This window comes from Rhodococcoides corynebacterioides NBRC 14404, from assembly GCF_001894765.1.
Lineage (GTDB): Bacteria > Actinomycetota > Actinomycetes > Mycobacteriales > Mycobacteriaceae > Rhodococcoides > Rhodococcoides corynebacterioides.
This window is the reverse complement of the sequence record NZ_BCWV01000004.1, coordinates 503,010-517,080: the sequence shown is the minus strand read 5'-3', so window position 1 is coordinate 517,080 and position 14,071 is coordinate 503,010. Positions and strand designations below refer to the sequence as shown.

Here is a 14,071-nt window from a genome sequence, read left to right as displayed (position 1 = left end):
GGTTGTCAGGGCTGGGTTGTCAGGGCTGGGTGGTCACGCCGACTCGGGTGAGATCGGCGTCGATGGCGGCAGCGGTGCGGCGCAGTGCCGGAACGAGAACGGAGTGCAGGTCCTCGTCGGTGTAGCGGGCGGCCGGGGTGCTGATGTTGAGGGCGGCGACGACGGCGCCGTCGGGCCCGTGAACAGGGGCGGCGAGCGAGCGCAGGCCGACCTCGAGTTCCTGGTCGACCACGACGATCCCGTCGGCCCGCGCCGCGAGGATGCGGTCGCGCAGCGACTCCGGTGTGACGGTGGTGCGGCCCGTGAGATCGGTGAAGTCGGTCCGGCGGAGGTAGGCGTCGAGGTCGTCGTCGGGGAGAGCGGCGAGCAGCACGCGACCCATCGACGTGGCGTAGGCGGGGAATCGAGTCCCGATGGTGATCGCGACGGTCATGATGCGCCGCACCGGAACTCGCGCGACGTACACGACGTCGTCGCCGTCGAGCACCGACACCGAGGACGATTCACCGACCTCCGCGGACAGAGCCTCGAGGTGGGGGAGCGCGACCTCGGGCAGCCCGAGCGACGAGAGGTACGAGTAGCCGAGTTCCAGCACCGCGGGGGTCAGCGCGAACGTGGCGCCGTCGGTGCGGACGTAGCCGAGCTCGACGAGGGTGAGCAGGAATCGGCGGGCGGTCGGCCGGCTCAGGTCGGTCGCCCGGGCGACGTCCGCGAGACTGCGCTGCGGGTGGGCGGCGTCGAAGCAGCGGATCACCGCGAGTCCGCGCGCGAGCGACTGCACGTGGTCCGGCGAGGTGGCACGCGGCTCGGTCACGAGTGCGTGGTGACGTGGCTGCGCACGAGGGCGGACACCTCGGCCGCACGTTCGATCGCGGCGAGATGCGCTGCGGGGGAGAGGACTTCCAGTCGAGCACCCGCGATCCCGTCGGCGATCACCGCCAGCGAGTCCGGTGGCGTGGCCGGGTCCCGGTCACCGGCGATCGTGAGCGTGGGAACGGTGATCGTGCCGAGCAGTGGGCGGGAGTCGAAGCGCGACAGGGCCTCACAGCACACGGCGTAGCCCTCGTCGGGCACCGCCGAGACCATGGTGACGCAGCGGTCGACCACGTCGGGATGCGCCGCGGCGTACTCGGCGGTGAACCAGCGTTCGACGATGGAGCCGGCGATCGACGCGACGCCGTCGCGGCGCACGGTGTGCGCGCGGCTGGTCCATGCGTCGGGATCGCCGAACCGGGCGGCGGAGCAGAGGACCGTGAGGGACGCGATTCGATCCGGATGCTGCGCGGCGAGGGTCTGCGCGACCGCACCGCCGAGGGACAGGCCGACCACGTGCACGCGACCCTGGCCGAGGTCGTCGAGCAGGGCCAACACGTCGGCAGCGAGGTGGTCGACCGTCACGTCGTCGGGCGCCCCGGTGTCGGTGACCGGGCTGCCGCCGTGGCCGCGGACGTCGACCGTGAGCACCGACGCGACGTCGGCGAGGGCGGCGACCTGCGCGGACCACATGGAGCGGTCCGACCCGAGCGAGCCGAGGAAGACGACGGTGGGCGCGTCGGGCCTCGGGGCCGGGGTGAGGTCGTGGGCGAGCGGGACGGTCATCGGGCGCTCCTGGGTCGTATCGGGGGCGAATCGGTGTCCGCATCGCGGACTATTGTCCGTCAAGCGTACACCGCGCTACAGTGGTGGACATGATGAACAAGGTGGTCGCGTCGGCACCCGACGCAGTCGCGGACATCCCGGACGGGGCGTCGATCGCCGTCGGCGGGTTCGGGCTCGTCGGAGTGCCGAACGTGCTCATCGCCGCGGTGCTCGAGCAGGGCGCGCGGGGTCTCGAGACGGTGAGCAACAACTGCGGTACCGACGGCACGGGCCTCGGCATCCTGCTCGAGGCCGGGCGCATCCGGCGCACGATCAGCTCCTACGTGGGCTCCAACAAGGAGTTCGCGCGGCAGTACCTCGCCGGCGAACTCGAGGTGGAGCTGACGCCGCAGGGGACGCTCGCCGAGCGTCTGCGCGCGGGCGGCGCGGGCATCCCCGCCTTCTTCACCCCGGCCGGCGTCGGCACGCAGGTCGCCGACGGCGGGCTGCCCCAGCGTTACGACGCCGACGGTGGCGTGGCCCTGGCGTCGCAGCCGAAGGAGACGCGAGAGTTCGACGGCGCCACGTACGTGATGGAGCGCGGCATCGTCGCCGACTTCGCCCTGGTCCACGCGTGGAAGGGCGACCGGATGGGCAACCTGGTCTACCGCGCCAGCGCGCGGAACTTCAACCCACCCGCCGCCGAGTCCGGCCGCATCACCATCGCGCAGGTCGAGCACCTCGTCGAGCCCGGTGAGCTGCGCCCCGAGGATATCCACACCCCCGGCATCCACGTCCAGCGCGTGGTCCCCGTGGGGCCGGTCACCACAGGAATCGAACGACGGACGGTGCGGTCATGACACTCACGCGCGATCAGATGGCGGCCCGTGTCGCCGCCGAACTCGAGGACGGCCAGTACGTCAACCTCGGCATCGGCATGCCCACGCTGGTTCCCGGCCACATTCCCGACGACGTGACGGTGGTCCTGCACTCGGAGAACGGCGTGCTGGGGGTGGGGCCGTACCCGCTCGAGGACGACGTCGACCCGGAACTGGTCAACGCCGGCAAGGAAACCATCACGGTGCTGCCCGGAGCCTCGTTCTTCGACTCCGCGCAGTCCTTCGGCATGATCCGCGGCGGCGCCGTGGACGTGGCGGTGCTCGGCGCGATGCAGGTGGACGCGCAGGGCAACCTGGCCAATTGGATGATCCCCGGCTCGATGGTCAAGGGGATGGGCGGCGCGATGGACCTGGTCCACGGCGCCCGGCGGGTGATCGTGATGATGGATCACGTCTCGAAGAACGGCAGCCCGAAGATCCTGCGGGAGTGCACCCTTCCGCTCACCGGCGCGGCCTGCGTCCAGCGCATCGTCACCGACCTCGCCGTGATCGACGTGACGCCGGAGGGCCTGGTGTTGGTCGAGACCGCGCCCGGCGTCACCGTCGACGAGGTCCGCGCGGCCACCGAGGCCGACCTGATCGTGCGCTGACCCGTCCCCTCCGTTCCCGCGCTGCGCGATCCGACCCCGGCGCAGGTCACATCCCGATCGGCGCTAGCGTTCGCACCATCATGAGCACGCCCGAGCAGTCGCACCTCTCCACCGGACTCAAGGTCCGCCACCTGACGATGATGGGCCTGGGCTCCGCCATCGGCGCGGGACTCTTCCTCGGCACCGGCGCGGGCATCGTCGCCGCGGGCCCGGCGGTGCTGCTGTCCTATGCGCTGGCCGGGCTGCTGGTCGTCCTCGTCATGCGGATGCTGGGGGAGATGGCGGCGGCCTCCCCGTCGTCGGGATCGTTCTCGACCTACGCCGAGATGGCGTTCGGACGCACCGCCGGCTTCGCGATCGGCTGGCTCTACTGGTTCACCCTCATCATGGTGATGGGCGCGGAGATGACCGGCGCCGCCGCGTTCATGGGCCGGTGGTTCGGCGTCGACCCCTGGATCCCCGCGCTGATCGCGATGGTGTTCTTCGCCGCGGTCAACCTGGCCCGCGTCGCCAACTTCGGCGAGTTCGAATTCTGGTTCGCCGCCGTGAAGATCGCCGTGATCGTCGGCTTCCTCGTGATCGGTGGGTTGCTCGTCTTCGGCCTGCTGCCGTCGTCGGATCCGGTGGGCTGGAGCAACTTCACCGGGCTCGGTGGCTTCGCGCCGAACGGTGTCTCCGGCATCGCGGCGGGGCTGCTGGTGGTCGCGTTCGCGTTCGGCGGCATCGAGATCGTCACCATCGCCGCGGCGGAATCGGACGATCCTGCCCTGTCGGTGGGGCGGGCGGTGCGCAGCGTCGTGTGGCGGATCAGCGTGTTCTACCTCGGGTCCATCCTCGTCATCACTCTGCTCCTGCCGTGGAACTCGCTCGGCCCCGCCGAGTCCGCCGCGCAGAGCCCGTTCGCGCTGGTGCTCCAGCAGGCGAATCTGCCGGGGGTGGTCGGCTTCATGGAGGCGATCATCGTGCTGGCGCTGCTCAGTGCGTTCAACGCCCAGATCTACGCCACCAGCCGGATGATGTTCTCGCTCGCGGACCGCGGCGACGGCCCCCGCGTGCTCGCGCGGGTCACCGCATCCGGCGTCCCCCGCGCGGCGCTCCTGGTGTCGGTGTTCTTCGGTTTCGTCGCGGTCGCCTTGAACTACCTCGATCTCGACGGGCTGCTGACCTTCCTGCTCAACGCGGTGGGCGCGTCGCTTCTCGCCATCTGGGCGATGACCGCGGCGGCGCAGCTCCGCCTCCGGCGCCGCCTCGAGGCGGCCGGCCCGCTCCCCGTGCGCATGTGGGGGTTCCCCTACCTCAGCTGGTTCGCCCTGATCCTGCTCGCCGGCCTGACCGTGCTCATGCTGACCGACGCGGCGGCTCGACAGCAGGTTCTCGCGATGGTGGTCGTGGTCGCCGGGCTCGCGGTGGTCGGTGCCGTCACCGCGCGACGCTCTCCGCGGGTGCAGCCGGCTCCGTGACCGTGATCCGGTGCGGGTGGCTGTAGACGTTCATTCCGTCACCGCGCAGGAACCCCACCACGGTCAGACCCGTCTCGTCGGCCAGGTCGACCGCGAGCGACGACGGCGCGGACACCGCGGCCAGCACGGGAATCCCGGCCATCACGGCTTTCTGCGCCAGTTCGAACGACGCCCGGCCGCTCACCATGAGAACGGTGCCGGTCAGCGGAACCCGGCCCTCGGACACCGCCCAGCCCACGACCTTGTCGACGGCGTTGTGCCGGCCGACGTCCTCCCGCGCGACGAGCAGTCGGCCGTCGGCGTCGAAGAGTGCCGCCGCGTGCAGTCCGCCGGTGGTCGAGAACAGGCGCTGGTGTTCGCGCAGCGTGTCCGGCAGCGACGTGAGGACGGCGGTGTCCACCGTCACCGGGTCCCCGGCCGGTGCGTGGCGGGACGTCAGACGTACCGCGTCGAGCGACGCCTTCCCACACACGCCGCAGGACGACGTCGTGTAGAAGTTCCGCTCCACCCCGGGATCCGGCGCCGGAACACCCTCCGCGAGTGCGATGTCGAGCACGTTGTACGTGTTGCGTCCCTCGTCGTCGACGCCGTCGCAGTACCGCGCGATCGCGACGTCCGCACGGCCGGCGATCACGCCCTCGGTGAGCAGGAAGCCGTGGGCGAGGTCGACGTCGTGCCCCGGCGTGCGCATGGTGACCGCGAGGGCCCGACCGCCGACACGGATCTCGAGCGGTTCCTCGACGACGAGCGTGTCCGGTCGCGACGAGTGGTGCGGTCCCCGGATGCGGAGGACCGGACGACGGACCGATGCGCGGCCCATCAGGAACGTCCGGACGAGCAGCGAGGGCGTGGCGAGGCGCTGGGCATGACTCCATAGTGGACCCGCGTCCGTCGTGACGGCCACGCACGTCCGTCACCCCGCGTCGCGGGCCCGGGCAACACAAGTTAGCCTAACCTGCCTACTGCATCGGTCGTGGCGCTCACGACCGTCTCCCGAAGGGACTGCTTCACCATGACCTCGTCGCCCCGTGTGTCACGTCGGACGTTCCTCCTCGGTGCTTCGGGCGCCCTCGTCACGCTCGGCGTCGCCGCCTGCGGCTCGGGTTCCGACGGCGGGTCGACCGACGAGGCCGGCGCGACCGTCGACACGAAGTACGGCGAAATCGGCGTGCCGGCCGACCCGCAGCGCGTCGTCAGCGTCGGCTACAACGATCAGGACACCCTCCTCGCGCTCGGCGTGGTCCCCGCCGGGGTCTTCGACTGGTACGGCGACTACCCGGGGGCGACCTGGCCGTGGGCGCAGTCGTTGCTGGGCGGTGCCACGCCGGAGATCGTCGGGACGGCCGCCGAGGGGATCGACGTGGAGAAGGTCGCCGCCGTCGGCCCGGATCTGATCGTCGGTACGTATGCGGGCGTGACGCAGGGCGAGTACGACCAGCTGTCGGCCCTCGCCCCCACCGTCACCGCGCCGCCCGGGGTCGCCGACTTCGGCATCGCGTGGCGCGACCAGACCCGCCTGCTCGGCGCCGCCGTCGGCAAGTCCGCGGAGGCCGATACGCGCATCGCCGATGTCGAGGACAAGTTCGCCTCGGTGGTCACCGCCAACCCGTCGTTCGCCGGGAAGACGGTGCTGGTCGGCGCTCTGCAGGGCCCCGCACAGTTCGGTGTCTACGGCGCGCAGGACCCGAAGGTGCGGTTCCTCAACGACCTCGGCTTCGTGAACCCGCCGGTGGCCGCGCAGGTGGGGGACGCCAACTTCGCCGCCATCAGCACCGAGCAGCTCTCCCTCGCCGACGTCGACCTGCTGGTCTGGTACGCGGGCGGCGGCTTCGGGGACAAGCTGCGCGCCGAACTCGCCGTGACGCCGGTTTACCAGCAGTTGCCGGTCGTGCAGGACGGCCGGGTGATCGTTCTCGAGGACGAGGCCGCCGAGGCGATGGCCTGGAGCACGGTGCTCTCGCTGCCCTTCGCGCTCGACCAGATTCCCGGCCGCCTGGCACCGCTGGTGCGCTGACCGTCCCGGGGTTCCGATCCCCGCGGTGTCGGGGTGAGCGTCTAGGTTCACGGGCATGGTTGCCGCGCACCCGTTCGCCGATCCCGAGACCTACCTCGACACCCCGCGTACGGCGGGACTGGCGCTGTCGCCGGACGGCACGCGGCTGGTCACCGCCCAGTCGACGCTGTCGGAGGACCGCACGCGATTCGACACCGCGCTCTGGTCGGTCGACCCGACGGGTGCGGAACCCGCGCGGCGGTTGACCCACGGCGCGTCGGCGTCGGATCCGGTGTTCGCGGCCGACGGCCGGTTGCTGTTCCGCCGCGTGGCCGACGCCACGGACTCCTCCCCGAAGGCATCGAAAGCGCTGTGGGCGTTGGACTTCCGCGGCGGTGAACCGCAGCGGATCGCGTACCGGGCGGGCGGGGTGGACACCGTGCGCTGCGCCGTCGGCTCCGACCGCATCGTGGCCACCGGCCCGGTCCTCGGTGACCCCGAGCGCGACGAGCAGGTGCGGGCGCTGCGGGAGAAGGGTGTCACCGCGATCCTGCACGCCGGCTATCCGATGCGGCACTGGGACGCGGACCTCGGGCCGGCGGTCACCCACCTGTTCGACGTGGTGAGCGGCGGCGGGATCGGCGGGCCCGACGGCGTGTTCACCTCGGTGACGCCCGACGCCGCCGGTCCGTCCGGCGGGGGCGTCTACCGCGACACGGGGTTCGACGTCTCGCCGGACGGCGCGACCGTCGTCGCGACGCGACGCGTCCCCGGGGCCGACGGCGTGACCCGCCACGTCCTGGTCCGTATCGATCTGCGGGACGGCGCCGTGGGTGCCGAGGGTGCCAGGGGTGCCGAGACCCTCGTCGACGACCCGCACGCGGACCAGTCGTCCCCCCGGATCTCGCCGGACGGCACCCGCATCGCCTACCTCCGCGAGGAGCATCCGGAACCGGACGCGGCCCCGCGGGTCACCGCGCAGGTGCTCGACCTCGCGACCGGTCGCAGCGAACGCTGGGGTGGGGACTGGGACCGGTGGCCCACCGCCCTGACGTGGACCGCCGATTCGTCGGCGCTGCTGGCCACGGCGGACGATCACGGTCACGCGCCCGTCTTCCGCGTCGATCGCACGTCGGCGATGCGCCTGACCGACGAGGGCGCGTTCACGGAGCTGCAGGTGGCTCCGGCCGGGGACGTCGTGTTCGCGCTGCGGGCGTCGTACCTGGCGCCGCCGCACCCCGTGCGCATCTCGCTGGCGGACGGCACGGTGACCGCACTGAACGCGCCCGCGCCGCTGCCGTCGCTGCCCGGCACACTCGAGGACGTCGACGTCCTCGTCGCGGACGGCACCCGGGTTCGGGCCTGGCTCGCACTGCCGGAGGGAACGTCCCCGGACTGGCAGGCGCCGTTGGTCCTGTGGGTCCACGGCGGCCCGCTGGGCAGTTGGAACACGTGGTCCTGGCGGTGGAACCCCTGGATGCTGGTCGCCGCCGGCTACGCGGTGTTGATGCCCGATCCGGCCCTGTCCACCGGGTACGGGCAGGCGTTCGTTCAGCGCGGGTGGGGCCGCTGGGGCGCCGAGGTCTACACCGACCTGACCACGATCACCGACGCGGTGGCCGACCGGCCGGACATCGACAGCACCCGCACCGCCATGATGGGCGGCTCGTTCGGCGGCTACATGGCCAACTGGATGGCGGGCCACACGGATCGGTTCCGCGCCATCGTCTCGCACGCCGGGCTGTGGGCGCTCGACCAGTTCGGCCCGACCACCGACGAGGCGTCGTACTGGGCCCACGAGATGACCCCGGAGATGGCCTTCGAGAACTCCCCGCACCTGTCGGTGTCCGAGATCGTCACACCCATGCTGATCACGCACGGCGACAAGGACTTCCGGGTCCCGATCGGCGAATCGCTCCGACTGTGGTGGGAGCTGCTGTCCGAGTCGGCGTCGCCCGCGGACGCGAACGGCGAGACCGTGCACCGCTTCCTGTACTTCCCGGACGAGAACCACTGGATCCTGACGCCACCCCACATCGCCGTCTGGTACGGCGCGGTCCTGGCCTTCCTCTCGACACACGTGCTGGGTCGTGAGCTGCCGATGCCCGCGGCCCTGGGCGTCCGACCGGGCAGAACCGGCGCATCGGACGAGAACTAGAATCGACCGAGTGACCGATACTGCGTCGACTACGCCCGACCCGACTCCCGCAGACCGCCTGCCGAAGGCGTGGAACCCCGGCGACGTCGAGGCCGACCTCTACCAGGGCTGGGTCGACGCCGGATACTTCACCGCCGATCCGGACAGCGCCCGGCCCGGGTACTCCATCGTGCTGCCGCCGCCCAACGTCACGGGCAGCCTGCACATGGGTCATGCCCTCGACCACACGCTGATGGACGTGCTCTCCCGACGCAAGCGGATGCAGGGCTACGAGGTGCTGTGGCTCCCCGGTATGGACCACGCCGGCATCGCCACGCAGTCGCTGGTGGAGAAGCAGCTCGCCGCCGAGGGCACCACGCGCGACGAGCTGGGCCGGGAGGCGTTCATCGAGCGCGTCTGGCAGTGGAAGCGCGAGTCCGGCGGCACCATCGGCGAGCAGATGCGCCGACTCGGCGACGGCGTCGACTGGAGCCGTGAGCGGTTCACCATGGACGAGGGCCTCTCGCGTGCCGTGCAGACCATGTTCAAGGAACTGCACGATCGTGGCCTGATCTACCGCGCCGAGCGGCTGGTCAACTGGTCGCCAGTGCTGCAGACCGCTATCTCCGACATCGAGGTCAAGTACGAGGACGTCGACGGTGAGTTGGTCTCGCTGCGCTACGGCTCGCTGAGCGACGACGAGCCGCACGTCGTGGTCGCCACCACCCGCGTGGAGACGATGCTCGGTGACACCGCCGTCGCGGTGCATCCCGACGACGAGCGGTACCGCGACCTCGTCGGCACCACGCTCCCGCATCCGTTCCTGGATCGCGAGATCCCGGTCATCGCCGACGACTACGTCGACCCCGAGTTCGGTACGGGCGCGGTGAAGATCACCCCCGCGCACGATCCCAACGACTTCGAGATGGGCGTGCGGCATTCGCTGCCCATGCCGTCGATCATGGACACCGAGGGCCGCATCACCGGCACGGGAACGCCGTTCGACGGTCTCGACCGCTTCGAGGCCCGCGTGAAGGTCCGAGAGGCGCTCGCCGAGCAGGGTCGCGTCGTCGCCGAGAAGCGGCCCTACACGCACAGTGTCGGCCACTCCGAGCGCAGCGGTGAACCCATCGAGCCGCGTCTGTCCCTGCAGTGGTGGGTGGACGTGTCCTCCCTCGCCGCCGCGGCCGGTGACGCCGTGCGCTCGGGCGAGACCACGATCCACCCGAGCAGCCAGGAACCGCGCTGGTTCTCGTGGGTCGACGACATGCACGACTGGTGCATCTCGCGCCAATTGTGGTGGGGGCACCGCATTCCCATCTGGTACGGTCCGGACGGCGAGACCGTCTGCCTCGGTCCGGACGAGACGCCCCCCGAGGGCTGGACGCAGGATCCCGATGTTCTCGACACGTGGTTCTCGTCGGGACTCTGGCCCTTCTCGACGATGGGATGGCCCGAGCGGACCCCGGACCTCGAGAAGTTCTATCCGACCTCCGTCCTCGTCACCGGCTACGACATCCTGTTCTTCTGGGTGGCGCGAATGATGATGTTCGGCACCGCGATCGCGGATTCGGTGCCGGGCCCCGTGCCGTTCCGAGACGTGTTCCTGCACGGGCTCGTGCGCGACGAGCACGGCCGGAAGATGAGCAAGTCCAAGGGCAACGGCATCGACCCGTTGGACTGGGTCGAACGGTTCGGCGCCGACGCCCTGCGCTTCACGCTCGCCCGCGGCGCGCACCCCGGCGGAGACCTGTCCGTCGGCGAGGACAACGCACAGTCCTCCCGCAACTTCGCCACCAAGTTGTTCAACGCCACGAAGTTCGCACTCATGAACGGTGCGACGGTGGGGGAGCTGCCCGCGCGGGACACGCTCACCGACGCCGACCGCTGGATCCTCGACCGGCTCGCGATCGTGCGCGCCGAGGTGGACGACGCCCTGGACCGCTACGAGTTCGGCAAGGCGTGCGAGGCGCTCTACCACTTCGTGTGGGACGAGGTCTGCGACTGGTACCTCGAACTGGCCAAGGTGCAGTTCTCGGCGCCGGCCGGGGACGGGGACGACACCGAGGACCGGGCCGCCGCGACCCGCCTCGTGCTCGGCTCCGTGCTCGATTCCGTTCTGCGCCTGCTGCATCCGGTGATTCCGTTCGTCACCGAGACCTTGTGGACCGCCCTGACCGGCGGTGAGTCCGTCGTCGTCGCGGACTGGCCCAAGGAGACCGGCGTGGGCGCCGACCCGGTGGCGCAGCGGCGCGTCACCGACGCCCAGAAGCTCATCACCGAGGTGCGGCGCTTCCGCAGCGACCAGGGCGTCAAGCCGAAGCAGCGAGTGCCCGCACGTCTTGTGGGCATGGACGACGCGGAGCTGACCGCGCTGGTGCCGGCCGTGCAGGCGCTGGCCTTCCTCACCGATCCCGACGGCCCCGACGGACCCGACACCGGGTTCAGCGAGTCCGCGTCCATCGAGGTGCGACTGTCGCGGGCGACCGTGACGGTGGCCGTCGACACCTCCGGAACCGTCGACGTCGCCGCCGAGATCAAGCGCGCGGAGAAGGACCTCGCGGCGGCGCGCAAGGAACTCGAGACCACCACGGCGAAGCTGGGGAACGAGGCCTTCGTCGCCAAGGCTCCCGAGGCCGTCGTGCAGAAGATCACCGCCCGGCAGCAGCTGGCCCGCGACGAGGTCGAGCGGCTGACCAAGCGCCTCGGCGACCTGGGCTCCGCGTGACCGGCCCGGTCGACGGCGCGGCGGGCGGAACCTCCGCCGCGCCGTCGCCGGTGGATCTCGCCGAGTTCACCCTGGTGGAGTCGGAGCTGGACCGCCGGTGGGGCGAGACCACCATCGAGCCGTCGCTCACCCGCATCCGGGCCCTGATGGATCTGCTCGGGTCGCCGCAGGCGAGCTACCCGGCCATCCACGTCGCGGGCACCAACGGCAAGACGTCGGTCACTCGCATGATCGAGTCGTTGCTCCGGGCGTTCCATCGCCGGACCGGCCGCACCACCAGTCCCCACCTGCAGCTCGCAACCGAACGCATCGCGATCGACGGGGTGCCGCTCACGCCGCGTGAGTACGTCGACACCTACCGCGACGTCCTGCCGTACGTCGAGATGATCGACGAGCGCAGCCAGGCCGCCGGTGGACCCGCGATGAGCAAGTTCGAGGTGGTGACCGCGATGGCGTTCGCCGCGTTCGCCGAGGCTCCCGTCGACGTCGCCGCCGTCGAGGTCGGACTCGGCGGCACGTGGGACGCCACCAACGTCGTCGACGCGCAGGTCGCCGTCATCACCCCGGTCGGGATGGACCACACCGAGTACCTCGGCGACGATCTCGCGTCCATCGCGGGGGAGAAGGCGGGCATCGTCAAGCGTGCGCCCGAGCGGCTCGACCCCGTCGACACCGTCGTGATCGTCGACGAGCAGCAGCCCGAGGCCATGGAGGTGATCCTGCGCCGGGCCGTCGAGTCCGACGCCGCCGTCGCGCGGGCCGGGTCCGAGTTCGTCGTGCTCTCGCGCCGCGTCGCCGTCGGTGGACAACAGCTCGACCTTCGCGGGCTCGGCGGGGTCTACGACGACATCTTCCTGCCGTTGCACGGTGCCCACCAGGCCCGGAACGCGTCCGTCGCCCTCGCGGCCGTCGAGGCGTTCTTCGGGGCGGGCGCCGACCGCGGCCTCGACCTCGACACCGTCCGCGAGGGGTTCGCCGGCGTCGTCAATCCGGGGCGGCTCGAACGCGTGCGGAACGCGCCCACCGTCTTCGTCGACGCCGCTCACAATCCGCACGGCGCCGCGGCGCTCGCGACGACCCTCGGCGAGGAGTTCGACTTCCGCAAGCTCGTCGGCGTCGTCGCGGTGATGAAGGACAAGGACGTCGACGGCATTCTCACCGCCCTCGAGCCGGTCTTCGACGAGATCGTCGTCACCACCAACGGGTCGCCGCGCGGCCTCGAGGTCGACGCCCTCGCCGATGCCGCCGTCGCCAAGTTCGGTGACGAGCGCGTCGTGGTCGCCGAGACCCTGCCCGACGCGCTCGAGATCGCCATCGGCATCGCCGAGGACGTCGCGGACGAGGGAGAGGCGGTGTCCGGTGCGGGCGTCGTCGTCACCGGGTCGGTGGTCACCGCCGGCGCCGCACGCACCCTCTTCGGGAAGGACCCCGCATGACCACCGCTCCGACCCCCGACGGCGGGTCCGTTCCGCCGCCCGCCCGTGACCCGTGGAAAGGGTTTCGCGGCGTCTGCGCCGGCACCCTGGTTCTCGAGGCCATCGTGGTCTTCCTGGCGTTGCCCGTCGTCGCGACCGTCGGCGGCGGTCTGTCCTGGATCAGCGGGACCTACATCGTCGGACTCGGACTCGTCATGCTTCTCGGGGCCGGTCTGCAGGGGCGGCCGTGGGCCCTGCAGTTCGACGTCGCTCTGCAGGTGCTGGTGATCGTGGGATTCCTGGCCCATCCGTCGATCGCGATCGTGGGGCTGCTCTTCTCCTGTGTGTGGGCGTACCTGATCTACCTTCGCCGCGATCTGCGCAAGCGCATCGCGGAGGGACGCCTGCCCAGTCAGCGCGAGTGACCCGGACGCTAGGCTCTGCCGCGTGACCGAACGCACTCTCGTACTGATCAAGCCCGACGGCGTCGCCCGCAAGTTCGTCGGAGAGATCCTCGGCCGGGTCGAACGCAAGGGCCTGGACATCGTCGCTCTGAAGATGCTCACCGTGTCCGAGGAGGACGCGACGCAGCACTACGCCGAGCACGCCGAGAAGTCCTTCTTCCCCGAACTCCTCGAGTTCATCACCTCCGGCCCACTGGTCGCCGCCGTGCTCGAAGGCCCGCGCGCGATCGCGGCATTCCGACAGATCGCCGGCGGTACCGACCCGGTGGCCAAGGCCGTGCCCGGCACGATTCGCGCCGACCTCGCACTCGACGGCCAGCAGAACCTGGTGCACGGATCGGACTCGCCGGAATCCGCCGCCCGGGAGATCGCCATCTGGTTCCCCGAACTGGGCTGATGCCGTCCGCCCGGGAACGGTCGACACCTCGGGCGACCGTTCCCGGCCACGGGTGGCGTGGGTGAACGCATCCGTGTGGGATACTGACGGAGGTCGCGGCGCGCACCACGCGCAGGCGACCGGATGACATCCACGGCACCCGGTGCCCGTCATCGCGGACCGCGCGTCGGTCGTCGTGCCCCGGCACCTCGACGGACGCCGACGCTGAGGACGAGGCGATCGGACCGGCCATCCGCCCAGGCATTCGCGGTACCCGTCGGCGACCGTTCCGGTCGGCGACGGGCCGAGATGCAACCCGACCTCGTCGAACCCGCCCGGGTTCCGCGAACAGACCAAGGCACCCGCGTGGCCGCGTGTCGTGTCGACGGACGAAGCCCCCACCAGGGGCCGACCGTTCGCGACGACCGCGC

Annotated in this window: 12 protein-coding genes; 9 read left to right on the top strand and 3 right to left on the bottom strand. The window is 71.1% G+C overall.

The window, feature by feature from the left end; all coding sequences use genetic code 11:
* Nucleotides 1-19: 19 nt before the first annotated feature.
* Nucleotides 20-814 carry an IclR family transcriptional regulator domain-containing protein gene (locus tag RC2_RS11705; protein WP_068147074.1) on the bottom strand — a complete coding sequence of 265 codons (795 nt, stop codon included), beginning with the start codon at nt 812-814 and terminating at the stop codon, nt 20-22.
* Complete coding sequence (pcaD, locus tag RC2_RS11700) at nt 811-1,599, bottom strand: 3-oxoadipate enol-lactonase (protein ID WP_068147071.1); 789 nt, start codon at nt 1,597-1,599, stop codon at nt 811-813. Before pcaD ends, RC2_RS11705 begins: the two co-directional genes overlap by 4 nt.
* A 92-nt stretch (nt 1,600-1,691) precedes the next feature.
* On the opposite strand from pcaD, the gene RC2_RS11695 reads away from it, so the two are divergent.
* From RC2_RS11695 to RC2_RS11685, 3 genes are all read left to right on the top strand, one after another.
* The gene (locus RC2_RS11695; RefSeq protein WP_068147259.1) at nt 1,692-2,438 is read left to right on the top strand and encodes a CoA transferase subunit A; all 747 of its coding nucleotides are present in this window, start codon (nt 1,692-1,694) and stop codon (nt 2,436-2,438) included.
* Nucleotides 2,435-3,067 carry a CoA transferase subunit B gene (locus RC2_RS11690; RefSeq protein WP_068147068.1) on the top strand — a complete coding sequence of 211 codons (633 nt, stop codon included), beginning with the start codon at nt 2,435-2,437 and terminating at the stop codon, nt 3,065-3,067. The genes RC2_RS11695 and RC2_RS11690 overlap by 4 nt, the downstream gene beginning before the upstream one ends.
* Before the next feature lie 77 nt (nt 3,068-3,144).
* The gene (locus RC2_RS11685) at nt 3,145-4,527 is read left to right on the top strand and encodes an amino acid permease (protein ID WP_371828684.1); all 1,383 of its coding nucleotides are present in this window, start codon (nt 3,145-3,147) and stop codon (nt 4,525-4,527) included.
* Here the strand turns inward: RC2_RS11685 and fdhD are convergent.
* Complete coding sequence (gene fdhD / locus RC2_RS11680) at nt 4,487-5,347, bottom strand: formate dehydrogenase accessory sulfurtransferase FdhD (RefSeq protein ID WP_068147063.1); 861 nt, start codon at nt 5,345-5,347, stop codon at nt 4,487-4,489. The genes RC2_RS11685 and fdhD overlap by 41 nt on opposite strands.
* A gap of 192 nt (nt 5,348-5,539) precedes the next feature.
* Here fdhD and RC2_RS11675 point away from each other — a divergent pair, with 192 nt between their 5' ends.
* The 6 genes from RC2_RS11675 to ndk are packed head-to-tail and all read left to right on the top strand — an operon-like array spanning nt 5,540 to nt 13,661.
* Nucleotides 5,540-6,541, top strand: a complete 1,002-nt coding sequence (locus tag RC2_RS11675; protein ID WP_068147061.1) for an iron-siderophore ABC transporter substrate-binding protein — start codon at nt 5,540-5,542, stop codon at nt 6,539-6,541.
* A gap of 55 nt (nt 6,542-6,596) precedes the next feature.
* Nucleotides 6,597-8,678 carry a S9 family peptidase gene (locus RC2_RS11670; RefSeq protein ID WP_072681398.1) on the top strand — a complete coding sequence of 694 codons (2,082 nt, stop codon included), beginning with the start codon at nt 6,597-6,599 and terminating at the stop codon, nt 8,676-8,678.
* 10 nt (nt 8,679-8,688) lie between these two features.
* Nucleotides 8,689-11,385: a valine--tRNA ligase gene (locus tag RC2_RS11665; RefSeq protein ID WP_068147054.1), complete on the top strand. Its 2,697-nt coding sequence runs from the start codon at nt 8,689-8,691 to the stop codon at nt 11,383-11,385.
* Nucleotides 11,382-12,821 (top strand): bifunctional tetrahydrofolate synthase/dihydrofolate synthase, encoded by a 1,440-nt coding sequence (gene folC, locus RC2_RS11660; RefSeq protein ID WP_068147052.1) that lies wholly within the window; start codon nt 11,382-11,384, stop codon nt 12,819-12,821. The genes RC2_RS11665 and folC overlap by 4 nt, the downstream gene beginning before the upstream one ends.
* On the top strand, nt 12,818-13,225 hold the full coding sequence (locus RC2_RS11655; RefSeq protein ID WP_068147049.1) for a DUF4233 domain-containing protein: 408 nt from the start codon (nt 12,818-12,820) through the stop codon (nt 13,223-13,225). Before folC ends, RC2_RS11655 begins: the two co-directional genes overlap by 4 nt.
* A 22-nt stretch (nt 13,226-13,247) precedes the next feature.
* Nucleotides 13,248-13,661: a nucleoside-diphosphate kinase gene (gene ndk, locus RC2_RS11650; protein WP_068147046.1), complete on the top strand. Its 414-nt coding sequence runs from the start codon at nt 13,248-13,250 to the stop codon at nt 13,659-13,661.
* Nucleotides 13,662-14,071: the final 410 nt, after the last annotated feature.